Source organism: Caballeronia humi (genome assembly GCF_001544475.1).
Taxonomy (GTDB): domain Bacteria; phylum Pseudomonadota; class Gammaproteobacteria; order Burkholderiales; family Burkholderiaceae; genus Caballeronia; species Caballeronia humi.
Window position 1 is genome coordinate 98,725 of sequence record NZ_FCNW02000010.1, and the last position, 26,431, is coordinate 125,155.

26 protein-coding genes are annotated in these 26,431 nt (G+C 64.6%); 8 read left to right on the forward strand and 18 right to left on the reverse strand.

Going from position 1 to position 26,431, the window contains the following annotated elements:
• Positions 1–53 precede the first annotated feature (53 nt).
• The 9 genes from AWB65_RS12755 to AWB65_RS12795 form a co-directional block, all read right to left on the reverse strand.
• A complete protein-coding gene (locus tag AWB65_RS12755) occupies positions 54–494 on the reverse strand; it encodes a protein YgfX (protein WP_235007612.1) in 441 nt (146 codons plus the stop codon).
• Between the two features lie 34 nt (positions 495–528).
• The gene (gene fabF / locus AWB65_RS12760) at positions 529–1,767 is read right to left on the reverse strand and encodes a beta-ketoacyl-ACP synthase II (RefSeq protein ID WP_087655683.1); all 1,239 of its coding nucleotides are present in this window, start codon (positions 1,765–1,767) and stop codon (positions 529–531) included.
• 146 nt (positions 1,768–1,913) lie between these two features.
• Complete coding sequence (acpP, locus tag AWB65_RS12765) at positions 1,914–2,153, reverse strand: acyl carrier protein (protein ID WP_004197638.1); 240 nt, start codon at positions 2,151–2,153, stop codon at positions 1,914–1,916.
• Between the two features lie 230 nt (positions 2,154–2,383).
• Positions 2,384–3,124, reverse strand: coding sequence for a 3-oxoacyl-ACP reductase FabG (gene fabG, locus AWB65_RS12770; RefSeq protein ID WP_087667513.1), 741 nt, complete (start codon positions 3,122–3,124; stop codon positions 2,384–2,386).
• A gap of 18 nt (positions 3,125–3,142) precedes the next feature.
• On the reverse strand, positions 3,143–4,075 hold the full coding sequence (fabD, locus tag AWB65_RS12775) for an ACP S-malonyltransferase (RefSeq protein WP_087667514.1): 933 nt from the start codon (positions 4,073–4,075) through the stop codon (positions 3,143–3,145).
• Between the two features lie 79 nt (positions 4,076–4,154).
• The gene (locus tag AWB65_RS12780; RefSeq protein WP_087667515.1) at positions 4,155–5,144 is read right to left on the reverse strand and encodes a beta-ketoacyl-ACP synthase III; all 990 of its coding nucleotides are present in this window, start codon (positions 5,142–5,144) and stop codon (positions 4,155–4,157) included.
• On the reverse strand, positions 5,144–6,298 hold the full coding sequence (plsX, locus tag AWB65_RS12785) for a phosphate acyltransferase PlsX (protein ID WP_087667516.1): 1,155 nt from the start codon (positions 6,296–6,298) through the stop codon (positions 5,144–5,146). The genes AWB65_RS12780 and plsX overlap by 1 nt, the downstream gene beginning before the upstream one ends.
• A gap of 129 nt (positions 6,299–6,427) precedes the next feature.
• Positions 6,428–6,607 carry a 50S ribosomal protein L32 gene (gene rpmF, locus AWB65_RS12790; RefSeq protein WP_087655688.1) on the reverse strand — a complete coding sequence of 60 codons (180 nt, stop codon included), beginning with the start codon at positions 6,605–6,607 and terminating at the stop codon, positions 6,428–6,430.
• Positions 6,608–6,711: 104 nt separating this feature from the next.
• On the reverse strand, positions 6,712–7,353 hold the full coding sequence (locus tag AWB65_RS12795; RefSeq protein ID WP_087667578.1) for a DUF177 domain-containing protein: 642 nt from the start codon (positions 7,351–7,353) through the stop codon (positions 6,712–6,714).
• A 256-nt stretch (positions 7,354–7,609) separates the two neighbouring features.
• On the opposite strand from AWB65_RS12795, the gene AWB65_RS12800 reads away from it, so the two are divergent.
• Positions 7,610–8,218, forward strand: coding sequence for a Maf-like protein (locus AWB65_RS12800; RefSeq protein WP_087667517.1), 609 nt, complete (start codon positions 7,610–7,612; stop codon positions 8,216–8,218).
• Entirely contained in the window at positions 8,215–8,934 is a 720-nt protein-coding gene (locus AWB65_RS12805) for an SAM-dependent methyltransferase (protein WP_087667518.1), read from the forward strand. The genes AWB65_RS12800 and AWB65_RS12805 overlap by 4 nt, the downstream gene beginning before the upstream one ends.
• A 119-nt stretch (positions 8,935–9,053) precedes the next feature.
• Here the strand turns inward: AWB65_RS12805 and AWB65_RS12810 are convergent, their stop codons facing one another.
• The 4 genes from AWB65_RS12810 to rluC are packed head-to-tail and all read right to left on the reverse strand — an operon-like array spanning position 9,054 to position 12,122.
• Positions 9,054–10,040, reverse strand: a complete 987-nt coding sequence (locus AWB65_RS12810) for a S49 family peptidase (RefSeq protein ID WP_087667519.1) — start codon at positions 10,038–10,040, stop codon at positions 9,054–9,056.
• Positions 10,041–10,080: 40 nt separating this feature from the next.
• Positions 10,081–10,461, reverse strand: a complete 381-nt coding sequence (locus AWB65_RS12815; RefSeq protein WP_087667520.1) for a Rieske (2Fe-2S) protein — start codon at positions 10,459–10,461, stop codon at positions 10,081–10,083.
• A complete protein-coding gene (locus AWB65_RS12820; RefSeq protein ID WP_087667521.1) occupies positions 10,458–11,117 on the reverse strand; it encodes an HAD-IA family hydrolase in 660 nt (219 codons plus the stop codon). Before AWB65_RS12820 ends, AWB65_RS12815 begins: the two co-directional genes overlap by 4 nt.
• Entirely contained in the window at positions 11,118–12,122 is a 1,005-nt protein-coding gene (gene rluC / locus AWB65_RS12825) for a 23S rRNA pseudouridine(955/2504/2580) synthase RluC (protein WP_087667522.1), read from the reverse strand.
• A gap of 877 nt (positions 12,123–12,999) precedes the next feature.
• On the opposite strand from rluC, the gene AWB65_RS12830 reads away from it, so the two are divergent.
• The 6 genes from AWB65_RS12830 (at position 13,000) to AWB65_RS12855 (ending at position 20,466) form a co-directional block, all read left to right on the forward strand.
• A complete protein-coding gene (locus tag AWB65_RS12830) occupies positions 13,000–16,311 on the forward strand; it encodes an Rne/Rng family ribonuclease (RefSeq protein ID WP_087667523.1) in 3,312 nt (1,103 codons plus the stop codon).
• Positions 16,312–16,492: 181 nt separating this feature from the next.
• The gene (gene moaA, locus AWB65_RS12835; RefSeq protein ID WP_087667524.1) at positions 16,493–17,602 is read left to right on the forward strand and encodes a GTP 3',8-cyclase MoaA; all 1,110 of its coding nucleotides are present in this window, start codon (positions 16,493–16,495) and stop codon (positions 17,600–17,602) included.
• 79 nt (positions 17,603–17,681) lie between these two features.
• Positions 17,682–18,233, forward strand: coding sequence for a molybdenum cofactor guanylyltransferase MobA (gene mobA, locus AWB65_RS12840; RefSeq protein ID WP_235007614.1), 552 nt, complete (start codon positions 17,682–17,684; stop codon positions 18,231–18,233).
• 127 nt (positions 18,234–18,360) lie between these two features.
• Positions 18,361–19,659: a molybdopterin molybdotransferase MoeA gene (gene moeA / locus AWB65_RS12845; protein WP_087667526.1), complete on the forward strand. Its 1,299-nt coding sequence runs from the start codon at positions 18,361–18,363 to the stop codon at positions 19,657–19,659.
• A 49-nt stretch (positions 19,660–19,708) separates the two neighbouring features.
• Positions 19,709–19,984 (forward strand): hypothetical protein, encoded by a 276-nt coding sequence (locus AWB65_RS12850; protein ID WP_087655699.1) that lies wholly within the window; start codon positions 19,709–19,711, stop codon positions 19,982–19,984.
• On the forward strand, positions 19,984–20,466 hold the full coding sequence (locus AWB65_RS12855) for a GNAT family N-acetyltransferase (RefSeq protein WP_087667527.1): 483 nt from the start codon (positions 19,984–19,986) through the stop codon (positions 20,464–20,466). The genes AWB65_RS12850 and AWB65_RS12855 overlap by 1 nt, the downstream gene beginning before the upstream one ends.
• A 3-nt stretch (positions 20,467–20,469) precedes the next feature.
• On the opposite strand, the gene AWB65_RS12860 is transcribed toward AWB65_RS12855, so the two are convergent.
• The 5 genes from AWB65_RS12860 to pncB all read right to left on the reverse strand — a co-directional run bounded on the left by AWB65_RS12860 (position 20,470) and on the right by pncB (position 26,282).
• Positions 20,470–21,936 carry a DNA recombination protein RmuC gene (locus tag AWB65_RS12860; protein WP_087667528.1) on the reverse strand — a complete coding sequence of 489 codons (1,467 nt, stop codon included), beginning with the start codon at positions 21,934–21,936 and terminating at the stop codon, positions 20,470–20,472.
• The gene (locus AWB65_RS12865; protein ID WP_087667529.1) at positions 21,933–22,913 is read right to left on the reverse strand and encodes a 2-hydroxyacid dehydrogenase; all 981 of its coding nucleotides are present in this window, start codon (positions 22,911–22,913) and stop codon (positions 21,933–21,935) included. The genes AWB65_RS12860 and AWB65_RS12865 overlap by 4 nt, the downstream gene beginning before the upstream one ends.
• A gap of 9 nt (positions 22,914–22,922) precedes the next feature.
• On the reverse strand, positions 22,923–24,329 hold the full coding sequence (locus tag AWB65_RS12870) for a sodium:proton antiporter (protein ID WP_087667579.1): 1,407 nt from the start codon (positions 24,327–24,329) through the stop codon (positions 22,923–22,925).
• Between the two features lie 5 nt (positions 24,330–24,334).
• Positions 24,335–25,006 carry a LutC/YkgG family protein gene (locus AWB65_RS12875; RefSeq protein ID WP_087667530.1) on the reverse strand — a complete coding sequence of 224 codons (672 nt, stop codon included), beginning with the start codon at positions 25,004–25,006 and terminating at the stop codon, positions 24,335–24,337.
• A 79-nt stretch (positions 25,007–25,085) separates the two neighbouring features.
• Positions 25,086–26,282, reverse strand: coding sequence for a nicotinate phosphoribosyltransferase (pncB, locus tag AWB65_RS12880; protein ID WP_087667531.1), 1,197 nt, complete (start codon positions 26,280–26,282; stop codon positions 25,086–25,088).
• Between the last annotated feature and the right edge of the window lie 149 nt (positions 26,283–26,431).

Consider the following 26,431-nt stretch of genomic DNA (forward strand, 5'->3'; position numbering starts at 1 on the left):
TGTAGCGTTCCCGCCGATGCACCACTTCCGGTGCTCATGAGCCGTTACAGTCTTTACAGATAGGCCTGGGCGCCGCGCCGGGCCCGCACGGCGAGTTCCCGGAAGACGCCGCGCTCGACGGCATCGGCGGCGACGAGGAGATGGCTCGCACGTCCGTCGGCCGAAAGCAGGGTCAGGGCGAGCAGACGGTCACTCCACTGTGCGCAGCCTGAGATTCGCCGATTCTGCGCCATGCCAGTGCGATCCCATGTGGTGAGGCCATCGGAGGCGAGCCGGAACTTGACCGGCTGCTTGCGCTGCCACGAGCGAGCACAAGCGCCCAATGCAACGACGCAGGTCAATGCGACGACGCCGCCATCGAAAAACCCCGATCTGGCCGCGACGCACTGAAAAACCGCCGCGACCGCCACACCGATAAAGCCGAGCGTCGCGCCAAACAGCATCCGCGACGGACGAATCGCAAAGGTGTCGTGGTGGTCGAATGCGCCCGGCAAAGCCTTCCCCCCGACGATGCCGAGCGCCAGCCGCTCAGTGACGCTTGAAAACGAGCGTGCCGTTCGTTCCGCCGAAGCCGAACGAGTTTTTCAGCGCCACGTCGATCTTCATCTCCCGCGCGGTGTTCGCGCAGTAGTCCAGGTCGCAGGCCGGGTCCTGGTTGAAGATGTTGATGGTCGGCGGCGATACCTGATGGTGGATCGCCAGCACGGTGAACACCGATTCCAGCCCGCCCGCGCCGCCGAGCAAGTGCCCGGTCATCGACTTCGTGGAATTCACGACCATGCTCTTCGCGTGATCGCCGAACGCGCGCTTGATGCCGGTGGTTTCGGCGATGTCGCCGAGCGGCGTCGAGGTGCCGTGCGCGTTCAGGTAGTTCACTTCGTCCGGATTGACCTTCGCGTTCTTCATTGCGTTGATCATGCTGCGGCGGCCACCGTCGCCGTCTTCGGGCGGCGCGGTCATGTGGTACGCGTCGCCGCTCATGCCGTAGCCCGACACTTCGGCGTAGATCTTCGCGCCGCGCGCCTTCGCGTGCTCGTACTCTTCGAGCACCATCACGCCCGCGCCTTCACCGAGCACGAAGCCGTCGCGATCCTTGTCCCACGGACGGCTCGCCGTCGCGGGATCGTCGTTGCGCTGCGAGAGTGCGCGCGCCGCGGCGAACCCGCCGACGCCAAGCGGCGACACAGTGGCTTCCGAGCCGCCCGCGATCATCACGTCGGCGTCGCCGTATTCGATCAGGCGCGAGGCCTCGCCGATGCAATGCAGGCCCGTCGTGCACGCAGTGACGATCGCGAGATTCGGGCCTTTCAGGCCGAAGCGGATCGACAGATGCCCGCTGATCATGTTGATGATCGACGCCGGCACGAAGAATGGCGAGATGCGGCGCGGACCGCGGTTGAGCAGCTCCGTCTGCGTGACTTCGATCATCGGCAGGCCACCGATGCCCGAACCCACGACCACGCCAACGCGCTCCGAGTTTTCCTCGGTGATCTCGAGGCCGCTGTCCTGCATCGCCTGCACGCCCGCTGCGATGCCGTAATGGATAAAGGTATCCATATGGCGCGCTTCCTTGCCGGGCATGTATTCCTCGACATTGAAGCCCTTCACTTCGCCGGCGAAGCGGGTGGAGAAGTTCGACGCGTCGAACTTCGTGATCTCGGCAATGCCGGATTTGCCCGCCAGCAAATTGGCCCAGCCGTCGGCAACGGTATTGCCAACAGGCGAAATCAGCCCAAGGCCTGTAACAACGACTCGACGACGGCTCACGGTAACCCCTTATCCATAGATGACAAAAATGCGAAAGCCACAGCGGCCACAGGAAACTGCCCTGTTAGCCCTGTGGCTGTTATATCGGTCTCGGTCGCGACAGAGCGTCAAGCTCGAGTGCGAAAGGTCGCTGGCGCGTCCGGCCCTTAGGCCTTGACGTTCGCGCGAGCGTAGTCGATCGCTTGCTGAACCGTCGTGATCTTCTCGGCTTCTTCATCGGGGATTTCCATGCCGAATTCGTCTTCCAGTGCCATCACCAGTTCGACGGTGTCGAGCGAGTCAGCGCCCAGATCGTTGACGAACGAAGCTTCGTTCTTGATTTCAGCTTCGGCGACGCCCAGTTGTTCGGCGACGATCTTCTTCACGCGCTGTTCGATATTGTCCATGCAGCCCTCCGAGGGAAATTAGGTTCAAAGTTGCGAGTGCGCGCATTTTATCAGGTTTGCAACTGTAAAAAGCGGCACTTCGAGTTCATGCTTTCACCGCGTGCAACCAAGCGCGAGGCCGGTCACGCGCGATCCATCGACTTCTTCATTACAGCGCAAATCCGGGGCCAGCGCGATGCCCGCAAGCATTTTGCGCGCCGCCCGCGGCGCGCATATTAAACGAACGCCTATTACATGTACATGCCGCCATTCACGTGCAGCGTGGTGCCGGTGATATAACCCGCGAATGGCGACGCGAGGAAAGCCACAGCATGCGCGATATCGTCGGGGCTGCCCAGTCGGCCGAGTGGTATCTGCGCGGTCAGTGCCGCGCGCTGTTCTTCGGGCAGGACCTTCGTCATATCGGTATCGATGAAACCCGGCGCGATGCAGTTCACCGTGATCCCGCGGCTGCCGATCTCGCGTGCCAGCGCGCGCGTCATGCCCGCGACGCCCGCCTTGGCGGCTGCGTAGTTCGCCTGCCCCGGATTGCCCGACGAGCCGACCACCGACGTGATATTGATGATCCGTCCGCCGCGCGCCTTCATCATCGGGCGTAGCACCGCGCGCGAGAGGCGGAACACGGCGCGCAGGTTCGTATCGATGACGGCGTCGAATTCCTCGTCCTTCATGCGCATCGCGAGCTGGTCCTTCGTGATGCCCGCGTTGTTCACCAGCACGTAGAGCCCGCCGAATTCCTTCACGGTCGCGTCGATAAAGGCGTCGGCGGCGGCTGCGTCGTTTACGTTCAGCACCGCGCCGCGTCCTTTCAGGCCCGCTTGCCCGAAGGCTTCGGTGATGCCCGCCGCGCCGCTTTCGCTCGTCGCCGTGCCGATCACGGTCGCGCCCTGGCGCGCGAGTTCCAGCGCGATCGCGCGCCCGATGCCACGCGATGCGCCCGTGACGATGGCTACCTGCTTGTCCAAGTTCATGTCGTTGTCCTTCTGGGGTTACGCCGTGAGCAACTTGCGCGCTTCGTCGAGCGACGCCGGATCGAAAACCGACGTGCCGACGAGCGAGCCGTCGATCCGCTTCGTCAAGCCCCCGAGCACCTTGCCCGGGCCGCATTCGATCACGTGCGTAACGCCGTCGCGCGCCATCGCCTGCACGCATTCGACCCAGCGCACGGGGCCGGCCGCCTGGCGCACGAGCGCGTCCTTGATCGCGGCTGGATCGGAGACGATCGCGACATCGACGTTATTGATCAGCGGAATCTGGGGCGCCTTCACGTCGACTTTCGCGAGATAGTCGCGCAACTGGTCCGACGCGGGCTTGAGCAGCGACGAATGGAACGGCGCCGACACCGGCAGCGGCAGCGCGCGTTTCGCGCCTTTCGCCTTGGCGATTTCGCACGCCTTCTCGACGCCCGCCTTTGCGCCCGCGATCACGACCTGCGCGGGCGCATTGAAATTGACCGCCTCGACGACACCCGCCGATGAGGCTTCCGCGCAGACCGCGCGCACAGTGTCGTCGTCGAGGCCGAGAATCGCCGCCATGCCGCCGACGCCCACCGGCACCGCGTTTTGCATCGCCTGCGCGCGAAAGCGCACGAGCGGGACGGCGTCGGCGAAATCGAGCGCGCCGGCCGCGACCAGCGCCGTGTACTCGCCGAGGCTATGGCCTGCGACGATCGCCGGTTTCACGCCCGCTTCCTGCTCCCACACGCGATAGATCGCGTAGGCGGCCGTCAGCATGACGGGTTGCGTGTTGGTCGTGAGATTGAGTTCTTCCGCCGGGCCTTCCGCGATCAGCTTCGCGAGATCCTGGCCGAGCGCGTCGGACGCCTGCTGGACGGTCTCGCGTACCACGGCGTGATCGGCGAATGCGTTGAGCATGCCGACCGTTTGCGAACCCTGCCCGGGAAAAACGAACGCAAATTTCATATCGTCCTCGATGAATTGGGAAGGCTGAAGCGGGCGCGACAGGGAGCGCGCGATGGCGCTCCGCTTCGGTCAGTTTCGCTCAGTAGCGGAAAACCGACGCGCCCCAGGTGAAGCCGCCGCCGACGCCTTCGATCAACACGTTCTGGCCGCGCTTGATGCGGCCGTCGCGCACGGCGACGTCGAGCGCCAGCGGAATCGACGCCGCCGACGTATTGCCGTGCTCACCGACCGTCACGACCATGCGCTCCTGCGGCAGGCGCAGCTTCCGGCACGTGCTCTGCATGATGCGGATGTTGGCCTGATGGGGGATCAGCCAATCGATGTCTTCGGCGGTGAGTTGGGCCTTTTCGAGCGCTTCGACCGCGACTTTTTCCAGCACGTTGACGGCGAGTTTGAAGACCGCCTGGCCGTCCATGTGCAGGAACGCGCTGCCCGCGACCACGCCGCCGTTCACGTTGCCCGGCGTGCAGAGGATGTCGGAATAGCTGCCGTCGGCGTGAAGCGCGCTCGCGAGTACGCCCGGTTCGTCGGAGGCCTGCATGACGATGGCGCCCGCGCCGTCGCCGAACAGCACGCAGGTCGTGCGGTCGTTGAAATCGAGAATGCGCGAGAAGGTTTCCGCGCCGACGATCAGCGCCGTGCGATGCGCGCCGCTGCGAATCAGGCTATCGGCGATCGCGACGGCGTAGGCGAAGCCCGAGCAGACCGCCTGAACGTCGAACGCCGCGCCGTTGTTCTTGATGCCGAGCTTGTTCTGCAGCAGGCACGCCGTACTCGGAAACACGAAATCCGGCGTGGAGGTGGCGACAATGATCAGATCGATCGACTGCGGATCGACGCCCGCGGCTTCGATCGCGTTATTCGAGGCGAACAGCGCGAGGTCGCTCGTGGTCTGGTCGGCGGCGGCGAAGTGCCGGGCGTGGATGCCGGTGCGCGCCACGATCCATTCGTCGCTCGTCTCGACGCCCTGCTTCGCGAGACGGTCTGCCAGATCCTGATTCGTGACGCGGTCCGCCGGCAGGTAGCTGCCCGTGCCGAGCACGCGTGAGTAGAGATTGGATTGAGCCATTATGCCTTCGAGGGTAGCGCGGCGCCGGGCTCGCCCGGCGGGGGCGGATTGGTGCGGCTCGCGGCGACGCCGTCCTGCAGCGGCTGAACCGCGTCAGATCCGGTAATGCCGTTCGCGCGGCCGGCTTCGAGCGCGGCCTGCCGCATGGGCGCGGCGTTTTCGTCCATCGCGCGCACGAGGCGTTCGAGCACGCCATTTTTGACGGCATCATACCCGCGTTTGATGGCCCACTCAAACCCGTAGGCCTCGGCCGATCCGTGGCTCTTGATGACGAGCCCGCGCAGGCCGAGCAACGCGGCGCCGTTGTACTGCGCCGGGTCGACGCGCCGCTTGAAGCGCTTGAGCACCGGCATCGCGACGAGCGCCATCAGCTTCGTTGCGAATGAGCGGCCGAACTCTTCCTTGATCATGTCGGTGAGCATCTTCGCGAGCCCTTCCGACGTCTTCAGCGCGACATTGCCGACGAAACCGTCGCACACGACGACATCCGTCGTACCTTTATAGATGTCGTTGCCTTCCACGTTGCCGTAGAAGTTGAGTGTGCTCGCGCGCAGCAATTCGCCCGCGCGCTTGATGGTTTCGTTGCCCTTGATGACTTCTTCGCCGATGTTGAGCAAGCCGATGGTCGGCCGCTCGCGTCCTTCTATCGCGGACACGAGCGCGTGGCCCATCTCGGCGAATTGCAAGAGATGCTGCGGTTCGCAATCGACGTTCGCGCCGAGATCGAGCACGGTGGTGTAGCCGCGCTGGCTCGGCATTGCGAAGGCGATCGCCGGCCGCTCGATGCCGGCGAGCGTTTTCAGGACGTATCGGGAAACCGCCATCAGCGCGCCGGTGTTGCCGGCGGAGATGCAGGTCTGAGCCTCGCCTTCCTTGACGAGATTCAGCGCGACGCGCATCGACGAATCTTTTTTCCTGCGCAGCGCGACCTCGACCGGATCGTCCATCGCGACGACTTCGCTCGCGGGAACGACCGTCAGGCGCGGTTCGTCGACAGCCTTGCTTTTCTTGAGTTGCGCGCGGATCGCGGGTTCGATGCCCACGAGCAGCAGATGTGCGTCCGGATGCGAACGCACGAAATTGACGGCAGCGGGAACCGTCACGGCCGGGCCGTGGTCGCCTCCCATGCAGTCGATGGTGATCTTTACAGTCATGGAGTGCGACGAATTTCAGGCACAAAAAAGCGGCAGTGAAATGCCGCCTTCTTGTCGTACCGAGGAAATGTCAAGCGCGAGCGACCGTAATTCAAGACGGTGACGCGAGACGCAGCAAGCGTCGTACGCTTAGTCGTTCTTCGTCTTGATGACTTTCTTGCCACGATAGTAGCCGTTCGGGCTCACGTGGTGACGCAGATGCACTTCACCCGTGCTCGGCTCGACGCCCAGCGGCGCTGCGGTGAGGTGGTCGTGCGAACGATGCATGCCGCGCTTCGACGGCGATTTCTTGTTTTGCTGAACTGCCATGATAACTCCAGAAAAATTTTGCGAATTCTAACACAGCTCGACATGCCGGCGACCCAAGGCCCAGAGGCCAGTCACGGTGCCAAATGCGCGTCGCGCCAACTGATTTAATGCTTCTTGTCGCCGGGGCCGCCCTGCTTGAGCTTTTCGAGCGCGGCAAACGGGTTGGGCCGCGCGGGTTCGTCACCCGCTGCGCCTTCGCCATTGTCCTCGTCGGGCTCGCCTTCGATGCCTTCGGCGCCTGAAACCAGGCTCTCATGCACTTCAGGACACGCCTCGTGCTTGGGCACGAGCGGCAAGGACAGCAACAACTCCTCTTCGATCAAGTCGACGAGATCGAACTGGCGCGAGCCAACAATCACTTCGACTTCATCGTCGTCGAGCGGAAACTCGTCGGCTTCCTCTTCCGTCTTGACGATGCGATAGGTTGCATCGACATCGAGATGCTGCGAATACGGCGAAAGGCAGCGCTGACACTCGATCCACACCGAACCGTGCACGGCGAGCCGCAAATAAGGCTGCGGCGCTTCCACACCGTCGTCCTGAAGCTCGGGCTGCGTGGAGCCTTCGCCCTGCCAGGTGAACACGGAGTCGCGGTCTGGCGCTTCCGCCGGGACTTCGTTTAACATGCGCGGCAGTTGCGAGACGCGCACGGCGCCGGCCGCCTGCCTGCCGCTCTGTGCGAATTCGAAGATGTCGAGCGCGCGCAGATCGGCGGGGCTCGCAGGTTTGCCAGGATTTTGAGTCATGTGCGCTTCCTGCATGTGCCAAGGATTCGTCAGTATGCACTGCGCGCTGCGCTCCGGCTGGTGTGGTTTGCCCGCATTTCTGCTCGCGGATTCACGACTGCCGGTTTTGCCTACAGCTCTGCTTGCAACTTTGCTTGACAGCGATACATACCGATGAAAAGCCCAAAACTATATCGGTTTTGTCGTTACGCGTCAAACACTTAAGGGACGGCTGCTGCCGCCCCTTCTTGCCACCGCTTTCCGGTCGACTTTTCTCATGCCCGTTGCCTCAAACAGCCCGCCGCGCCTCGTTCTTGCGTCGAGTTCGCGCTATCGCCGCGAATTGCTCGAACGCCTGCGCATTCCCTTCGATGTGATCGCGCCCCACATCGACGAAACGCCGCTCGACGGCGAGACGCCCGAAGCGACGGCCGTCCGGCTGTCGATCGCGAAGGCACGCGCGGCCGCAGCGAAAGCACCGGGCGCGCTCGTGATCGGCTCGGATCAGGTCGCAACGTTCGACGGCCGGCAGATCGGCAAGCCCGGCACGCACACGAAAGCGGTCACGCAATTGCAGGCGATGCGCGGACGCAGCGTCGATTTTCACAGCGCCCTATGCCTTTTCGATAGCCGAACAGACGACGTCCAATCGGCGGATATCGTCACGCGGGTGCAGTTCCGCGATCTGTCGGATGCCGAAATCGAAGCCTATGTGCGCGCCGAGACGCCTTACGATGTCGCCGGGAGCGCCAAATCCGAGGGCTTAGGCATCACGCTGCTCGAAGCGATCGATTCGAGCGATCCGACCGCGCTCGTCGGCCTGCCGCTGATCGAACTGTCGCGCATGTTGCGTCGCGCCGGCTTTCCCTTGCTGGAGGCGCGATGAGCGGCGTCCTGTACCTGATCCCGAATACGCTCGGTGACGGCGACGCCGCCGCGCTCGCCGAAGTCCTGCCCGAGCCGGTCCGCGCGCGCGCCGCCGCCCTCTCTTATTACATAGGCGAAAACGCCAAGACGACGCGCGCGTTCCTGAAAAAAGTCGGCACCGAGCGGCCAATTCAGGAAATCGAGGTGCGCGAGTTGAACGTGAACACGCCGCCCGGCGAAATCGAAAAGCTGCTCGCGCCGATCCTCGCGGGCACGGACGCGGGTCTCGTGTCGGAGGCGGGCTGCCCCGCCGTCGCCGATCCGGGCGCGCTGCTCGTGCGCTGCGCGCATGAGCGCGGGGTCAAGGTGGTGCCTTTCGTCGGGCCGAGTTCGATTTTGCTTGCACTGATGGCGTCGGGCATGAACGGACAGAGTTTCGCGTTCAACGGTTACCTGCCAGTCGATCCAGGCGAGCGCGCGAAGCGGTTGCGCGAGTTGGAGCAGACCTCGCGCAAGGCCAATCAGACGCAAATTTTCATCGAGACGCCGTATCGCAACCGCGCGCTGCTCGACACGCTGATCGCTACCTGCGCGCCATCGACGCTCGTGTGCGTGGCCGTCGATCTGACGTTGCCCGCCGAAACGATCGTCACGCGGACGGTCGCGGAGTGGAAAAAAAAGCCGGCGCCTGATTTGCACAAGCGGCCGGCGATTTTTCTGCTGCTCGGCGCGTGAAATTCGCGCCGGTCGTAAGGCTCGGAGATTGACGCCGCTCGCCGCGCAACTCGACGGGCCGATGACAACCCATGGTCGATTCCGCGGTTAAGCTGTTTTTAAGCACCAACCGTAAAAAATCACCGCAACTGCATTTTCCCGTTGAGCATCATCGTGTGGACGGCGGCATTGCCCACCGCCGCCCCGAACTTGCGCACCACGCGCTCGCCGATGCTCTCCTTTTGCGTGTAATCGACGATATCCGGCTGCTTGATCACCTCGCGCGCGACGTAATCGGCGTCGCCGAAGCCGTCTGCGAGACCCAGCGCCACGCCCTTTTCGCCCGTCCAGAACATGCCGGTGAACAACTCCGGATCGTTTTTGAGACGCGCGCCGCGCCCTTGTTTCACAGCGTCGATGAACTGCGTATGGATCTGGTCGAGCATTTCCTGCGCGTGCGCCGTCATTTGCGGTGTTTCCGGCGAAAACGGATCGAATGCGCCCTTGTTTTCACCCGATGTGTGAATTCGACGCTGGATGCCGAGCTTTTCCATCAGCCCCGTGAAGCCGAAGCCGTCCATCAGCACGCCGATCGAGCCGACGATGCTCGCCTTGTCGACATAAATCTTGTCCGCCGCCGCCGCGACGTAATAGCCGCCGGATGCGCACATGTCGTCGACGACCACATACAGCGGCTTCGACGGATATTTCGCCCGCAAGCGCCTGATTTCGCGATAGATGATGCCCGCCTGCACCGGCGACCCGCCCGGGCTGTTTACGCGCAGGATCACGCCGGCGGTGGCATCGTCCTCGAACGCGCTTTGCAGAGCCGCGTTGATGTTGTCGGCGCTCGCGTTGCTGTTCGCGGCGATTTCGCCTTCCAGTTCGACTAGAGCGGTGTGGCGCGTGGTCTTCGACACCTTTTCGCCGGTGAAGTCGAACAGCCCCCAGACCACCAGCGGCGCCAGTCCCAGCGCCACGAAGCGGAAGAAGATGCGCCAGCGCCGCGCGGCGCGTTGCTCGGTGATCGCCGCGAGCGCGATGCGCTCAAGCGCGGCGCGCTCCCAGTTCTCAGCAGGCGGCGGGCGTTTCGAATCGGAAGGATCGTTCGGGAATTGATCGGACATGCGGGGTCTGCTTTTGGAGTATGAGGGATGAAGGAAGGAATCAGGCGGGGCGCAACGCGTCGTCCGGGACCCAGAAGACGGCGCGGCCTTCCGGCGTGTCGCGCTCCTCGACCTGCACCGGCCGCAGGCGCGCGCCGCGGCACGGGCCGCCGACGCATTTGCCGGTGTCCGGCTCGTAGATCGCGCCGTGGGTGGCGCACATCAAGTATAGGCCCGAGCTTTCGAAGAACTGGCCCTCATTCCAGTCGAGTTCCATCGAGACGTGCGCGCAGCGGTTGAGATAGCCGTACGGCTTGCCTTCATACCGAACGAAAAACACGACCGATTCCCCGCCCGACTTTTCGACGGCATCGCGGCGCACGCCCATCCCGCCGTCGACGAGATCGTCCGCCGCGCAGATCCGGACCGCCCCGTCGCTCATGCGTGCTCCCGCAGCCAGCCGAGGAGCGACGCGACGCTATCGGCGCAGAATTTCGGCTGGAGCGCCACGAGCGAATCCGCAGGATGGGCGCCGTAGCCCACGCCGATGCCCGCCGCGCCCGCGTTGATGGCCATTTGCAGATCGTGCGTCGTGTCGCCGACCATTACCGTTCGGCCGAGATCCTGCCCCAGTTCACGCGTGAGTTCGTGCAGCATTGCGGGATGCGGCTTGGAGAAGGTTTCGTCGGCGCAGCGCGTGCCGTCGAAAAGGCTCGTGAGCCGTGACTGGTCGAGCGCGCGGTTCAAGCCCACGCGGCTTTTCCCGGTCGCGACGCCCAGCAGATAGCCCTCGTCGCGCAGTTCCTGAAGCATGCCGCGCACGCCGTCGAAGAGTTCGGTCTGCTGGTCCTTCACCAGATAGTGGAAACGATAGCGCTCGGCGAGACGCGGGTAATCGACGGGATCGAGCGTAGGCGCTGCGATTTCCAGCGCGTCCCGGAGACCGAGGCCGATCACATAGCTCGCCGCCTCGTTGGAGGGCACCGGCAGCCCCAGATCGCGGCACGCGGCCTGGATGCTGCGCGTGATGTGCGCCGTGGAATCCATCAGCGTACCGTCCCAGTCGAAGACGATCAGATCGAATTGCTGCCGCGCCATTTATTGGGTCTCGTTCGAAAGCTGCTTGAGTTGGTCGATAAAGCGTTTGCATTCGGCGGGAAGCGGCGCGTCGAGCTGAAGCACGTCACCGGTCGCCGGATGGGTCAATTTCAGCCGATATGCGTGCAAAAACATGCGTTTGAGCGACGGTTTCGCGTTCGGCCGCGCCAGATCCTTGTTCAGCGCGAAGTCACCGTACTTGGCGTCGCCGGCAATCGGCAGGCCAATGCTCGCCATATGAACGCGGATCTGATGCGTGCGCCCCGTCTTGAGTTCCGCCTCGACCCACGCGTATTCATCCCAGCGCTCGATCAGGTTGAACACCGTGTGAGACGGCAGCCCGTCTTCCTGGATACGCACGCGCCGTTCCCCGTCGCCCGCTACGTATTTGTGCAGCGGCGCCTTCACGATGCGCCGGCGGCCCCAGTCGCTCGCCCAGTCGCCGTGACCGACCGCGTAATAGCGCTTGTCGATGCGGTTTTCGCGAATCTGCTCGTGCAGGTTCACGAGCGCCGAGCGCTTTTTCGCGAGCATCAGCACGCCGGACGTCTCGCGATCCAGCCGATGCACGAGTTCAAGAAACTTCGCGTGCGGACGCGCATTGCGCAGTTGTTCGATGACGCCGAACGCCACGCCGCTGCCGCCATGCACGGCGACGCCGGACGGTTTGTCTATGACGATCAGGTGGTCGTCCTCGAAGAGGATCGGGAATTCGGCGGCGGGCGCGTTCGACGAAACGTGCGTTTCATCCGGCTGCGCGACGCGAATCGGCGGTACGCGCACGAGATCGCCCAGTTCGAGGCGGTACGCCGCATCGATGCGGCCCTTGTTCACGCGCACTTCGCCGCTGCGCAAAATCCGGTAGATATGGCTCTTGGGTACGCCCTTGCAGACGCGCAGGAGGAAATTGTCGATTCGCTGGCCGGCCGAGCCTTCATCGATTTCGATCATCGAGACCTGCTCGCTTGCGACCTTTTTCTGGGATGTTTTGCCTAACTCATTCATTATGAATATAATTTGCGAGCAATCTGAAAAGACGAAAAAACTTCGTCGCGATTTATCAGACTGTACAGGTGCAAGCGATAAACCATCATTTTACTTGCGCCCAGGGTCCGTTGCTCACCCGCGAAACGAGCAACGAGTTGCACGCACGGCGATATCGCGTGGCAGGGACGGCGCCCACAGGCGCGTTCGGTCGGGTCGATCGCTGATCGGTAACGGATTTTTGGTACAAGAATTTTATTGGCGAGAGGCGAGGTGTCCGGTCTAAAACCGGAGGCCATTCCTACCCGGCTCGGGTATCCAGAGGTATCGAGCGGACGGAAAATCGAAGCTCGCTGATTGCGAACAACGTCGACGGGAAACGCTGCTGCGCTGAAACGTGCGAAGCGCGAAGACCGTCGCAAATGAGGCGAGACACCCAAGGCAGGTCGCCGGGAGCTTTCGACGCCCACGATCTGTCGCCGCGGCCTGGCCGCTGCTTCGACGTCGTCGGTCACTGAGTATTCGCGCCGTTTTCGCGCGGACCGCCAGCGGCGAAGCCGCATCAGGAGGAACACGGCTCTTTTCGCGCCCGGCGGTCCGGCGCGTCTGGTCGTCACGGACGCGCGCGGTCACCCACCGTGCCGTCGAGGCGAGCCGCGTCTGATTCACGGCGTGTCGAAGCCGTTTTCGCATGTGCCCCCAGGGCTTGGCCGCGGCGCGTTTCGTCGCGTGGCCGAAGTCTCTCTCCAGGCAATTCTCCCCGCCAGAACTCCCGCTCCAGCGTGCTTTGTGACAACACACACAATAAGCGCGGCATGCCCGCCCTCCCGCTTTGCGCGCCTGACAACCGCGCGAATTCGCTGAATGAGGGACGGCAGAGCCGCTCTGGAGCCGTTCAATGAAACGCATGCTGTTTAATGCGACGCAGCAGGAAGAGCTGCGCGTCGCCATCGTCGATGGGCAAAAACTCATCGACATCGACATCGAAACCGCCGGGCGCGAACAGCGCAAAGGCAATATCTACAAGGGAGTCGTCACCCGCATCGAGCCCTCGCTCGAGGCCTGTTTCGTCAACTACGGCGAAGACCGCCACGGTTTTCTGCCATTCAAGGAAGTCGCCCGCCAGTATTTCCGTGACGGCGTCGACATGCGCTCCGCCCGCATCCAGGACGCGTTGCGCGAAGGCCAGGAACTGATCGTCCAGGTCGAAAAGGAAGAGCGCGGCAACAAGGGCGCGGCCCTCACCACGTTCATCTCGCTCGCCGGACGCTATCTTGTCCTGATGCCGAACAACCCGCGCGGCGGCGGCGTGTCGCGCCGGATCGAAGGCGACGAGCGGCAGGAACTGCGCGAAACCATGGCGCAGCTCGACCTGCCCGACGGCATGAGCATCATCGCGCGCACGGCGGGCATCGGCCGTTCGGCTGAAGAACTGCAGTGGGACCTGAACTATCTGATGCAACTGTGGCGCGCGATCGAAGCGGCGTCGCAGAGCGGCGTCGCGGGTACGCCGATGCTGATTTATCTCGAATCGAGCCTCGTCATTCGCGCGATTCGCGACTATTTCCAGCCGGATATCGGCGAAATTCTCATCGATACGACCGAAATCCATGATCAGGCGCGCGCCTTCATGGACATCGTGATGCCCGACAACCTCTCGAAGGTGAAGCGCTATCACGACGACGTGCCGCTTTTCTCGCGCTTCCAGATCGAGCATCAGATTGAAACCGCGTACTCGCGCACGGTACCGCTGCCGTCGGGCGGCGCGATCGTGATCGACCACACGGAGGCGCTGGTCGCCATCGACGTGAACTCGGCTCGCTCGACCAAGGGCGCGGACATCGAGGAAACGGCCACGCGCACGAACCTCGAAGCCGCCGACGAAGTCGCGCGCCAGTTGCGTCTGCGCGATCTGGGCGGGCTGATCGTGATCGATTTCATCGACATGGAATCGGCCAAGAGCCAGCGTGAAGTCGAGCAGCGCCTGAAAGATGCGCTCAAGCACGACCGCGCGCGCGTCCAGATGGGCAAGATTTCGCGCTTCGGGTTGATGGAACTGTCGCGTCAGCGGCTGCGTCCGGCGCTCTCCGAAGGCAGCCACGTGACCTGCCCGCGCTGTAACGGCACGGGTCACATTCGCGATACGGAATCGTCCGCGCTGCAAGTGCTTCGGATCATTCAGGAAGAAGCGATGAAGGAAAACACCGCGGCGATCCATTGCCAGGTGCCGGTCGAGGTGACTGCCTTCTTGCTGAACGAAAAGCGCTCGGAAATCAACAAGATCGAGTCGCGCTTCAAGGTCAACGTCGTGTTGATCCCGAACAAGCATCTCGAGACGCCGCATTACAAGCTCGAACGCCTGCGGCACGACGACGCGCGTCTCGACGACCCGCGCGCCTCGTGGAAGATGGCCGTGGAAGCCGCGACCGAGATGGAATCCGAGACGGGCTACAGCAAGCGCACCGAAGAAGTGAAGCCGAAGCAGGAAGCGGCGGTCAAGGGCATCACGCCGGCTTCCCCGGCGCCGAGCGCACCGGTCAAGCCGGCTCCGGCCGAGGCTCCGGCAGCGGCCCCTGTCGCAGCGGCAGCTCCGGCTGCGGGCGGCTTCATCGGCTGGTTGAAGAACCTGTTCGGCATGCAGCCCGAAGTGAAGCCGGCACCGGCTCCTGTCGAAGCGACGCCGCCTGCGCGGCCCGTGCGCGAGCGAGGCGAGCGCACGGAACGCGGCGAGCGTCCGGGCGGGGATCGGAATCGGAATCGCCGGGGTGGCGCTGCTGCCCGTGATGGCGCGCCGGCGGGTGCCAATGGCGCGAGCGCGGGTGGCCGTCCGGGTGGCCGTCGCGAAGAACGGGAACCGCGTGAAGCGCGTCCGGGCCGTGAGCCGCGCGAGGCACGTGAAGGTCGTGAGCCGCGTGAAACTCGCGAGCCGCGTGAACCGCGTGAGGTCCGTGAGCCGCGTGAATCTCGCGAGCCGCGCGAACCGCGTGAAGGCCGTGAACCGCGTGAGACTCGTGAACGTGGCGAGCGCGCCGAACGTCCGGAAGCCGCAGAACGCCAGGAGCGTCGCGAGCGGCCGGAGCGCGGTGAACGCCGTAAGCCGCAGCCGGAAGCCGCCGAAGCACTGACGCAGGGCGAAACGGCGGCATCGGATATCGTCGAAACCGCGCAGGCCAACGCGGATGCGCAGATTGAAGGCATCGATCCGACGCTCTCGCCCGCTGATCAGGCCGCCGCAGCGCGTGACGGCGAAGAACGCCGTCGCCGTCGCAGGGGCCGTCGCGGTGGACGTCGCGAGCGCGACGAGGAAGGCGTGAACCACGCGGCCGATGTCGCAGAAAGCGAAGGCTCGGCTGAAAGCATGCCGGCGCAAGCGGGCGTGTTTGATACGGGGTCGTCGCAGGAAGCGGGCGAACGGCGCGAAACGCGTCCGGTTGCACCGGTGGAAGCGGCTGTCGCCGCAGTGCCGGTCGCCACAGCGGCTGCTGTTTTCAGCGTGACGGAGCTGCGCGAGGAGATCCGCGCGGAAGCAGTGCAACCTGTGGAATCGAAGCCGGTGCAACCGGTCGAGACCGCTCCGGCAGAAACGCCGCCGGTCGAGCCGACGCCGGAAGTCGCCGCGCCGACGCCCGATCTGTTCGCGAAGCCCGCTGCGCCTCAGCCGGTCGAGAACCCGTTCGGTGCAGAGCCGAAGGTCGCTGAAACGAAGCCGGTCGATCCGTTTGCTCCGGTCGAGCAGGAAGCACCGAAGGCAGTGGAACAAGCGGCGGAAGCGGTCGAAATGCCGGCTGTGCAAGTGGAAGCGCCTGTCGCAGCCGAGCCGGCAGTCGAGGCAGAACCGCTGAAGACGGCTGCGGTCGCCGCGACGCCCGAGTCGGACATCGTCGCTGAGCAGGTCGTGACGCAGGCGACCGAATCGGCCCCGGTCGAATCGGAGCCGGTGAAGGCGTTCGAACCGGTGGCAACTGTCCCCGTTCCCGCGCCCACGCAGACGCCGATCCAGCCGACCCCGCTGAAGGAAGACGCTCTGAAGCCGATGCTTGAAACGGCCGGCCTCGTATGGGTGAACACCGACGCCGACAAACTGCGCGCAGCCAGCGCCGCCGCCGAGCAAGTCGAAGCGCCGAAGCGCGCGCCGCGTGAGCGCAAGCCGCTCCCGCCGCTCGACGCCGCGCCGATGCAGCAAGTCGAAACGGGCAAGGACGCGCACTAAGCGCGTCAGCAGGATCGAAGTGGTACGACGAAGCGCCACCGGCTCACGCCGCGTGGCGCTTTTTTCGTGGGAATAGGTCAAGAATAGGCAGGACAGACCTACCGAAAGGTATAAGCGCCCCGCCGTCCGCATCCGGCTAAAATAGTCATTGCAGCCCGCACACATATCTATAACGACCGCCATGTCCCGACGCATCATTCCCGTTGCCGATGTCAGCACGATCCCGGATTTTTCCGGCATCGCGACGGCGCCGTCGGGCCTGCTCACCGACACTCTCGCGCGGCCGCTGCGCGACCTGCGCATTTCGGTCACGGATCGCTGCAATTTCCGCTGTGTGTACTGCATGCCGCGCGAAGTCTTCGACAAGGACTACCAGTTCCTGCCGCACGCCGCGCTGTTGTCGTTCGAGGAAATCGAGCGGATCGCACGGATTTTCGTCGCGCATGGCGTTGAGAAGATCCGGCTGACGGGCGGCGAGCCGCTGCTGCGCAAGAACATCGAATTTCTGATCGAGCGGCTGGCGCTTTTGCATACCCCGGAGGGCCGTCCGCTCGACATCACACTCACCACCAACGGCTCGATCCTCGCGCGCAAGGCGCGGTCGCTGAAGGATGCGGGCCTGTCGCGCGTGACGGTCAGCCTCGACGCCCTCGACGACCCACTCTTCCGCCGCATGAACGACGCCGACTTCGCCGTCGCGGACGTGCTCGAAGGCATCGATGCCGCGCACGCCGCCGGCCTCGCGCCGCTCAAGGTCAACATGGTGGTCAAGCGCGGCACGAACGACGGCGAAATCCTGCCGATGGCGCGCCACTTCAAGGGCAGCGGCACCGTGCTGCGGTTCATCGAATACATGGACGTGGGCGCGTCGAACGGCTGGAACATGAGCGAAGTGCTGCCCTCCGCGGAGGTCGTCGCGCGCATCGCCCGGCACTTTCCGCTCGCGCCGCTCGAAGCGCACTCGGCCGCCGAAACGGCGCAGCGCTGGGGCTACGCGGACGGCAGCGGCGAAATCGGCGTGATCTCCAGCGTGACGCGCGCGTTTTGCGGCACCTGTACGCGAGCGCGGCTGTCGACAGAAGGCAAGCTCTACCTCTGCCTCTTCGCGAGCTACGGTCACGACCTGCGCGGCCTGATGCGAAACGGGGCGAGCGACGAAACCATCGCGACCGCCGTCGCGCGCATTTGGGAACAGCGCACCGACCGTTATTCGCAACTGCGCGGCAGCAACGCGCTGCCCGCCGCCGACCGCGACGCGCCGCGCGTCGAGATGTCGTACATCGGCGGCTGAAGTGGTTGACGTAACCGATTCGCGCGTCGGCCGCGAGAACATCACGGGCGTCGTGCTCGCTGGCGGACGCGGTTCGCGCATGGGCGGCATCGACAAGGGCATGCAGCCGTTCGACGGCGCGCCGCTCGCGCTCCACGTGCTGCGGCGCCTCGCGCCCCAGGCCGCCGCGATGCTGATCAGCGCGAATCGCAGCATCGATGAGTACGCGTGCCTCGGCGAGCCGTTCGGCGCGAAAGTCGTCACCGATACGCTGCCCGATTTCCCCGGCCCGCTCGCCGGCATCGTCGCCGCGATGCGCGCCGCGCCGACCGGGTATGTGCTGACCGCGCCCTGCGACGCGCCCTTCCTCGACGAAAACCTGGCGCAAACGCTGGCCCATGCCCTCGCCGCGCACGACGCCGATATCGCGACCGTAGTCGTCGAAACGAACGGCCGGCGCGATCTGCATCCCGTGTTCGCGCTCTTGCGCGTGTCGCTCGCCGATGACCTGGAAGCCAGTCTGCGTGCGGGCGAGCGCAAGGTCCGCGCGTGGTACGCGCGCCACAGGACGGTGGAAGTGGCGTTCGCGAATGTGCACGCGTTTTACAATGTCAATGATTTGCAGCAGCTCGCCGAACTGGAACGCCGGTAGTCTTCGGCTCCAGTGGAACCGGTTTTCACCGAGCGCCTTCTCCTCCCGACCCGCCCGCGTCCAGCACAACCGGCGTCGCGAGACACCCGATCCAATCGCCCGACTTCAGTCGCGACCCTCCCGATTCATGACCACGTCCAGGCCATTTCCCGATTGCGTCGCTCATTACGATCCGAACGCCCTGCCCGTCAGCGCGGCGCAGGAAATCGTGCGCCAGTGGGCCGCGCCTCGGGGACCGGCGCCGGCCGAGCGCGTGAGCCTCTTCGATGCGCTCGATCGCGTGCTGGCCGAGGACGTGATTTCACCGATCGACGTGCCTGCGCACGACAATTCCGCGATGGACGGCTATGCGTTCGCGGGCGCGAAGCTCGAAAGCGCGGGGGAAGTCGAACTGACGGTGATCGGCACGGCGCTCGCGGGTCAGCCGTACGCGAATGCGTTGGGCGCCGCGCAATGCGTGCGCATCATGACGGGCGCGCTGATTCCGCCCGGCTGCGACACGGTCGTGCCTCAAGAGTTCGTCAAGCGCGAAGGCGACGCGATTCGCTTCGCGGCGAGCGCGCTGCGTCAGGGACAAAACCGCCGCCTCGCGGGAGAAGATCTCGCGAAAGGCCGGCCGGCGCTTCGCGCGGGACGCATCGTGCGCGCGTCGGACCTCGGCTTGCTGGCGTCGCTTGGGATCGCGGAAGTCGCGGTGCGGCGGCGTCTGCGGGTCGCGTTCTTTTCGACCGGCGACGAGTTGCGCTCGGTCGGCGAGACGCTCGCGCCCGGCTGCGTCTACGACAGCAATCGCTACACGCTTTATGCGATGCTGCGGCGACTAAACGTCGAGCCGGTCGATCTGGGCATCGTCCGCGACGATCGCGCCTCGCTCGAGATCGCACTGCGCCGCGCGACCGAAGTGGCCGACGTCGTCATCAGCTCGGGCGGAGTCTCCGTCGGCGATGCCGATTTCACGCGCGAGCTGATGAATTCGCTCGGCGACGTCGCGTTCTGGAAGATCGCGATGCGCCCCGGCCGGCCGCTCGCCTTCGGCCGGCTGTGGTCCGGTCCGCGCCCGGGCGACGGCGAATCGGCGCTCTTCTTCGGCTTGCCCGGCAACCCGGTCGCGGTGATGGCGACGTTCTACTTCATCGTGCGCGAGGCGTTGCTCGCGATGTCGGGCGCAGCGCGCGAGGCGCTACCGGTGATCGAAGCCGTGAGCACCGAGCCGCTGAAGAAACGCGCGGGCCGCACCGAATTCCAGCGCGGCGTCGCGAGGCGCGGCGACGACGGGCGCTTCACCGTCGTGACGACGGGCCCGCAAGGCTCGGGCGTGCTGAGTTCGATGAGCGAAGCGAACTGTTTCATCGTGCTCGAGCACGAGCGCGGCGACATCGACGCGGGCGACGAAGTCCGCATCGTGCCGTTTGCCGGACTGATCTGAACCACGCAGCAACGCATTTGATACATCGACAGCAGGGGATTTTCCTTCAATGAAAAAGCAGATTTCCTTCATCGCGCCGGGTCAGACGGCCAAGGCGCTGATCCTCGTGTACCTGACGTTCAGCGTGCCGATCGTGCTGATCGGCGTGCTGGTCGCGTTCTTCCGCTTCGGTTCCGTCGAGCTCAGCACGGTGACGAGCGCGCTCCTGCTCAACGCTATCCTCGGCTTCGTGCTGCTGTGGATCGCGTGCCACGCGTACAACTGGGTGGCGTCGCGCTTCGGCGGCATCGAGATCGTGCTGTCCGACGCGCCGGAGGAGGCGTGATGAGCACGTCGATCCGCGCCGCCAAACCCGCCGATATCAGCGCGATCTTCGGATTGATGAGGGAGCTCGCCGAGTTCGAGAAACTCACGCACCTCTTCATCGCGACCGAAGACGGCGTGCGCGACGCACTGTTCGGCGCGCGTCCGGCGGCGGAAGCGCTCGTTGCGGAAGAAAGCGGCCAGATCGTCGGTTATGCGCTCTTTTTTCACAACTACTCGACATTCCTCGGCAAGCGCGGCCTCTATCTCGAAGACCTGTACGTGCGCCCGACATTGCGCGGCAGCGGCCTCGGCACCAAGATGCTGCGCACGCTGGCGGCTCTCGCGATCGAACGCCAGTGCGGCCGTTTCGAGTGGTCGGTGCTCGACTGGAACCAGCCGGCCATCGATTTCTACGAAAAGATGGGCGCGACCGTGCTGCCCGACTGGCGCATCGTGCGCATCACCGGCGAGTCGCTCGACAAGCTGGCGCACCAAAGCTGAAGCTCACGCCTCGTCGGGATCGTCCCCCGGCGACGCCCCGAGCAACCCCGCCGCCTGCTCACCCGGCAACGCCTCCACGTCGCGCAGCTTCTTGCTCATCTGACGCGTGCGCGTCTCCGCCGCTTCGATCGAGCGCGTCACGGTTTCGAGCTGGCGTTTCGTGTTCGCGAGCACATCGCCGAATTTGCGGAACTCCGTTTTCACTGCGCCGAGCACCTGCCAAACCTCGCTCGAGCGCTTCTCGATCGCGAGCGTCCTGAACCCCATCTGCAGGCTGTTGAGCAACGCGGTCAGCGTCGTCGGCCCGGCGATGCTCACGCGGTACTCGCGCTGTAAAAGATCGGTCAGGCCCGGCCGACGCAGGATTTCGGCATACAAGCCTTCGGTCGGCAGGAAAAGCAGCGCGAAATCGGTCGTGTGCGGCGGCGCGACGTACTTCTCCGCGATCGCCTTCGCCTCCGCGCGCACGCGCCCTTCCAGCGCGCGCGACGCTTCCTCCACCGCGACCACGTCCGCGCGCTCCTGCGCATCGATCAGGCGCTCGTAATCCTCGCGCGGAAACTTCGCGTCGATCGGCAGCCACACCGGCGTCGCGATGCTGCCGGCCGTGCCCGGCGCGTCGTGGCGCCCGGGAAGCTTGATCGCAAACTCGACGCGTTCGTTGCTCTTCGGAATCGTCGCGACGTTTTTTGCGTACTGATCGGGCGTGAGCACCTGTTCGAGCAGCGATTCGAGCTGCACTTCACCCCAGGTGCCGCGCGTCTTCACATTCGTCAGCACCTTCTTCAGATCGCCGACGCCGGCCGCGAGCGTCTGCATCTCGCCGAGTCCGCGATGCACCTGCTCCAGCCGGTCCGACACGAGCTTGAACGATTCACCGAGCCGCTGTTCTAGCGTCGCGTGGAGTTTTTCATCGACGGTGCGGCGCATTTCCTCCAGCTTCGCCGCGTTGTTCGACTCGATGTCCTTCAGCCGCGCTTCGAGCGTCTCGCGCACTTCGCCGAGGCGCCGGTCGTTCGTCTCCGAGAGTTGCGCGAGCTGCAGCGTCAGCGCGTCGCCGAAGCGCTTGAGCGCGTTGCCCTGCTCGTCGCGCGCGTGCTGGAGTTGCAGCGCGTTGCTCTCCGTGAGCTTCACGAGTTGCTGCGAAAACCCATCGATCTGCGCGTTCTGCACCGTCGCCATGCTGGCGAGCTGCGTCGCGAGCGTCTGCTGGAATTGCGCGAAGCCGCTGCTCGCCTCGGTGCGCGACGCGCGCGAACTCTCGGTGATGTCGCCGCGCAGGCCGCGTTCGAGCCGTTCCTGCGCGCGGGCATGCGCTTCGCCCATGTCGTTGATGCGATCGGTCAGCGCGCTAAATTCCTGCTCGACATCGTCGCGCGCGTGGCGACGCACCAGCGCGAACAACACGATGAGGGCAATCAGAAGCGCAATCGCGAGCAACGCGACCGCGCCGGGTAACAGCATTGTCATTTCTTGAGAACGTCCGGGTTGATTGGATTCGGGGGATTGCCAGCGCGCGGACCTTCGCCCAAACCGGCGATCAGGTTGTCGGCGGCGAGGTTCGCCATCGCGCGGCGCGTCGCTTCGCTCGCGCTCGCAATGTGCGGCGTGAGCACGACATTCGTGAGCGTCAGGAAATCGCGATTGAAATTCGGCTCGCCTTCGAACACGTCGAGTCCGGCGGCCGCGATCTGACCGCGCCGCAGCGCGTCGATCAACGCCGCATCGTCGACGATTCCGCCGCGCGCGATGTTGGTCAGCGTCGCGCTCGGCTTCATCAGCGTGAGTTCCGTCGCGCCGATCGTGTGATGACTCTCGCGGCTGTAGGGCACGACGAGCACGACGTGATCGGCGCGCTTGAGCAGGTCTTCCTTCGACGCGTATTCCGCGTTCAGTTCCGTCTCGATCTCCGGCGCGACACGCGAGCGGTTGTGATAGATCACACGCATGTTGAATCCGCGCGCGCGCCGTGCCAGCGCCTGCCCGATGCGTCCCATGCCGATCACGCCGAGCGTCGAGCCGTGGATGTCGGAGCCGGTGAACGCGTCGTACGACCATTCCTGCCACTTGCCGGCGCGCAGGTAATGCTCGGATTCGGTAATGCGGCGCGCGGTCGCCATCATCAGCGCCCAGCCGAAGTCGGCAGTGGTTTCGTTCAGCACGTCGGGCGTGTTGGTGCCGAGCACGCCGTGCGCGTTGAACGCCTGCATGTCGAAATTGTTGTAGCCGACCGCCATGTTCGACACCACCTTCAGGTTCGGCGCGCCTTCGATCGCCTTCGCGCCGACGGGGTCGCCCGCGATGAACGCGCCGTCCTTGTCGGCGAGACGCTCGGCGATCTTGTCGGCGGGGAGCGCGGGGCCGTCGTGGGCATCGACTTCGAAATACTGCTTCAGCCGTTCGATCACGTCGGGGAAGATGGGGCGCGAAACGAAAACCTTCTTCATCGATTGCTCCTAGAAAAAAAACCAGCCGGTGACGATAAAAATCGGCAAGAGCACGACCGCCGCCCAGCCGAGATAGGCGAAAAAGCCCGGCATGCGGACGCCGCGCGACTCGGCGATCGCCTTCACCATGAAATTCGGCGCGTTGCCGATGTAACTGTTCGCGCCCATGAAGACGGCGCCCGCCGAGATCGCGGCGAGCGTCGAGGCGCCGGTCGTCATCAGCGTTTGTGCGTCGCCGCCCGCCAGGTTGAAGAACACGAGGTAGGTCGGCGCGTTGTCGAGGAACGACGAGAGCAGGCCCGTCGCCCAGAAGTACGCGATGTCAATCGGCTTGCCTTCGGCGTCCGTCACCAGATGCACGATGCCCGCGAATGCGCCCGCTTCGCCCGCGCGCAGGATCGTGATAACCGGCGCGATCGTGATGAAGATCGCCGCGAAGAGTTTCGCGACTTCCTCGATCGGCGCCCAGTTGAACGCGTTGCCCGCCCGCGCGCTCTTCGGTGTGAGCACGAGCGACGCAAGCGCCACCGCGACGAGCAGCACATCGCGCACTAGGTTCTGAAGCGCGACGTGCGTGCCGAACACGTCGAACTGGATGCCCGGCTTCCAGATGCCGCTCATCAGCACGAGCCCGATCACGGCAGCAAGCAGCACGAAATTGACCTTGCCGTCGATGCCGAGCGGCGGCGTGTCGGGCGTCGGATCGAGGAACGCGGCGCGCGCCTCTTCCTTCATGCGGAAATAGTAGCTGTCGAGCGCGTAGAAGAGCGCGAGCAGCACGGCGCAGATGAAGAGCATTGGCAGCGCGAGATGGACCGTCGTCCAGAAAAAACTGACTCCGTTCAGGAAGCCGAGAAACAACGGCGGATCGCCGAGCGGCGACAGCGACCCGCCCGCGTTCGCCACCAGGAAGATGAAGAACACGACGACGTGAACGACGTGCTTGCGGTTGTCGTTCGCACGCAGGAGCGGCCGGATCAGCAGCATCGCCGCGCCGGTCGTGCCCATGATGCTCGCGAGCGCGGTGCCGAGCGCGAGCAGGCCCGTGTTCAGACGCGGCGAGCCGTGCAGGTTGCCGCGCACGCAGATGCCGCCCGCCACGGTATAGAGCGTGGCCAGCAGAATGATGAAGGGCAGATATTCTTCGAGCATCGCGTGGACGAACGCGCCGAAGGCCGTGCCCGCGCCGAACGCCAGGGCGAACGGAACGAGGAACACGACCGCCCACGCTGCCGAAACTTTGCCGAAATGGTGATGCCAGAACGCCGGCGCGACGAGCGGAAAGACAGCGATCGAAAGCAGGATGCCCGCGAACGGGATGCTCCACAGCGCGGAGAGCGTGGCGCCGTCGAGCGTCGCCGCCGATGCGCCGATCGGCAGCGCAGCGAGCGCGCCGCCGGAGAGCAAACGCCGCATCGTGCTCACGCCCCGCGCACGATGATCACATGCACGCGATACGGCCCATGAGCGCCAAGCACGATGGTCTGTTCGATATCGCCGGTACGCGACGGCCCCGACACGAAATTGACGGCGCGCGGCAACTCGCCCCGCTCGGCACGCATCAGCGCGAACGCGTCCTCGTGCGCCGCGACGATGCGCGATGCCGGCACGATCGCGACGTGCGTCTGCGGCAAGAGCGCGCCCGACGCAGGCGTCTCGGGCCCCGAGAGCAGCACGAGCGAACCGGTTTCGGCCGTTGCGCAAAAGCATCCGGTGATGCCGACGAGATCGGCGTCGGCGGGCTTGCGCAGTTGCACGTCGAGACCCGCGGCGCTCCAAGGAAGATCGCCGAGCGACAGCCACGCGACGGCATCGATGCCCAGGTTCAACGATTGAAGATAGCGATGCGCTTCGGCGGGCGCGTCGTTCAGCGCATTCACTTCGGCCACGGTCGTCGAAAGGCGCTCGGCCTCGAGCGTGAAGCGCGCGACGAGTTCCGCCGGCGTCGACGGCAACTCGGGACGCGGCCCCGTCGGATGGCGCGCGAGGTAGTCTTCGGCGGCGGCGCGCTCGGCGTCCGTGGGCGCGGCCGGCCGGCCCTGAGCGCTGCGAATCCTCGCGAGAATGTTCCGGCGAGCAGCCGATGTATCCATGTTGCTGTCCTCGTTGGCCTTCGTCGATGTGGACACGATTATAGCCAGCGGTCCCTGCGGCAAGCCCTCTGCCGAGCGGCTAAAGCAACTCTTCCTCCACCGGTTGCTCGATGCCGAACACCTGCCGCAGATAGGCGAGATACGCCTTGTCGTCGCACATGTTCTTGCCCGGTGAATCGGAGAGCTTGGCGACCGGCTGGCCGTTGCAGCGAACCATCTTGATGACGATCTGCAGCGGCTGGTAGCCGAGGTCGTTCGTCAGGTTCGTGCCGACGCCGAACGCGAGCTGGCACCGCCCGCGAAAGCGTTCGTAGAGTTGCAGGACTTTCGGGATGTCGAGCGCGTCGGAAAACACGAGCACCTTCGTGCGCGGGTCGCAGCGGTTCTCTTCATAGTGTTTGATGAGGCGCTCGCCCCAGTCGAACGGATCGCCGGAATCGTGGCGGGCGCCGTCGAAGAGCTTGCAGAAGTACATGTCGAAGTCGCGCAGGAACGCCCGCATGCCGTAGACGTCCGACAGCGCGATGCCCAGGTCGCCGCGATATTCCTTCGCCCACATTTCGAAGCCGAAGGTCTGCGAGTCGCGCAGACGCGGGCCGAGCGCCTGGCACGCCTGCAGGTATTCGTGTGCCATCGTGCCGAGCGGACGCAAGCCGTGTTTCATCGCGTAGAAGACGTTGCTCGTGCCCGCGAACTGCGCGCCGAGGCCTTCCTTCAGCGTGAGCGCGACTTCCTCGTGCCACTGCTTCGAGAAACGGCGGCGCGTGCCGTAGTCGGCGATCTTGCAGTCGGAAAATTCGGGCGGTGTGGCGAGCAGCTTGATCTTGTCGCGCAGACGCTCGCGTCCGATCGCGTAATCGGGCTTGCCCTGCGTATTGCGGAAATAGACCTCGTTGACGATCGCGAGCACCGGGATCTCGAAGAGGATCGTGTGCAGCCACGGCCCTTCGATCACGATGTCGATCTCGCCGTTCTTCTTCGCCGACGGCGCGATCGTGATCGATCTTTCGTTCAGGTGAAAAATGGCGAGGAAATCGATGAAATCGCTCTTGATGAAGCGCATCCGCCGCAGGTAATCGAGTTCTTCTTCCCGAAAGCGCAGGTTGCAGAGCTGACGCACTTCGTCGCGAATCTCGTCGATATACGGCACGAGATCCACGTTGGGCGTGCGGCACCGGAACTTGTACTCGACGTTCGCCGCCGGGAAATGATGCAGGACGACCTGCATCATCGTGAACTTGTACAGATCGGTATCGAGCAGCGAATTGATGATCATGGTTTTGGTCGGAACATCGATGAAACGCGGCCAACGCGTAACGGGGCGCACCGCCGGGCCTTCTGCGTCTCATGTTACCCGAATGCGGGCGCCGTCACGGAGCGCGATCGGCGGGCCGTCGTATCCCATAAAGAAATCACGAAACGATA

Coding starts and splice junctions, on each gene's coding strand:
- acpP (WP_004197638.1), bottom strand. CDS start 2,153: ATGGACAATATCGAACAGCGCGTGAAGAAGATCGTCGCCGAACAACTG.
- fabG (WP_087667513.1), bottom strand. CDS start 3,124: ATGAACTTGGACAAGCAGGTAGCCATCGTCACGGGCGCATCGCGTGGC.
- fabD (WP_087667514.1), bottom strand. CDS start 4,075: ATGAAATTTGCGTTCGTTTTTCCCGGGCAGGGTTCGCAAACGGTCGGC.
- AWB65_RS12780 (WP_087667515.1), bottom strand. CDS start 5,144: ATGGCTCAATCCAATCTCTACTCACGCGTGCTCGGCACGGGCAGCTAC.
- plsX (WP_087667516.1), bottom strand. CDS start 6,298: ATGACTGTAAAGATCACCATCGACTGCATGGGAGGCGACCACGGCCCG.
- rpmF (WP_087655688.1), bottom strand. CDS start 6,607: ATGGCAGTTCAGCAAAACAAGAAATCGCCGTCGAAGCGCGGCATGCAT.
- AWB65_RS12795 (WP_087667578.1), bottom strand. CDS start 7,353: ATGACTCAAAATCCTGGCAAACCTGCGAGCCCCGCCGATCTGCGCGCG.
- AWB65_RS12800 (WP_087667517.1), top strand. CDS start 7,610: ATGCCCGTTGCCTCAAACAGCCCGCCGCGCCTCGTTCTTGCGTCGAGT.
- AWB65_RS12805 (WP_087667518.1), top strand. CDS start 8,215: ATGAGCGGCGTCCTGTACCTGATCCCGAATACGCTCGGTGACGGCGAC.
- AWB65_RS12810 (WP_087667519.1), bottom strand. CDS start 10,040: ATGTCCGATCAATTCCCGAACGATCCTTCCGATTCGAAACGCCCGCCG.
- AWB65_RS12815 (WP_087667520.1), bottom strand. CDS start 10,461: ATGAGCGACGGGGCGGTCCGGATCTGCGCGGCGGACGATCTCGTCGAC.
- AWB65_RS12820 (WP_087667521.1), bottom strand. CDS start 11,117: ATGGCGCGGCAGCAATTCGATCTGATCGTCTTCGACTGGGACGGTACG.
- rluC (WP_087667522.1), bottom strand. CDS start 12,122: ATGAATGAGTTAGGCAAAACATCCCAGAAAAAGGTCGCAAGCGAGCAG.
- AWB65_RS12830 (WP_087667523.1), top strand. CDS start 13,000: ATGAAACGCATGCTGTTTAATGCGACGCAGCAGGAAGAGCTGCGCGTC.
- moaA (WP_087667524.1), top strand. CDS start 16,493: ATGTCCCGACGCATCATTCCCGTTGCCGATGTCAGCACGATCCCGGAT.
- mobA (WP_235007614.1), top strand. CDS start 17,682: ATGGGCGGCATCGACAAGGGCATGCAGCCGTTCGACGGCGCGCCGCTC.
- moeA (WP_087667526.1), top strand. CDS start 18,361: ATGACCACGTCCAGGCCATTTCCCGATTGCGTCGCTCATTACGATCCG.
- AWB65_RS12850 (WP_087655699.1), top strand. CDS start 19,709: ATGAAAAAGCAGATTTCCTTCATCGCGCCGGGTCAGACGGCCAAGGCG.
- AWB65_RS12855 (WP_087667527.1), top strand. CDS start 19,984: ATGAGCACGTCGATCCGCGCCGCCAAACCCGCCGATATCAGCGCGATC.
- AWB65_RS12860 (WP_087667528.1), bottom strand. CDS start 21,936: ATGACAATGCTGTTACCCGGCGCGGTCGCGTTGCTCGCGATTGCGCTT.
- AWB65_RS12865 (WP_087667529.1), bottom strand. CDS start 22,913: ATGAAGAAGGTTTTCGTTTCGCGCCCCATCTTCCCCGACGTGATCGAA.
- AWB65_RS12870 (WP_087667579.1), bottom strand. CDS start 24,329: ATGCGGCGTTTGCTCTCCGGCGGCGCGCTCGCTGCGCTGCCGATCGGC.
- AWB65_RS12875 (WP_087667530.1), bottom strand. CDS start 25,006: ATGGATACATCGGCTGCTCGCCGGAACATTCTCGCGAGGATTCGCAGC.
- pncB (WP_087667531.1), bottom strand. CDS start 26,282: ATGATCATCAATTCGCTGCTCGATACCGATCTGTACAAGTTCACGATG.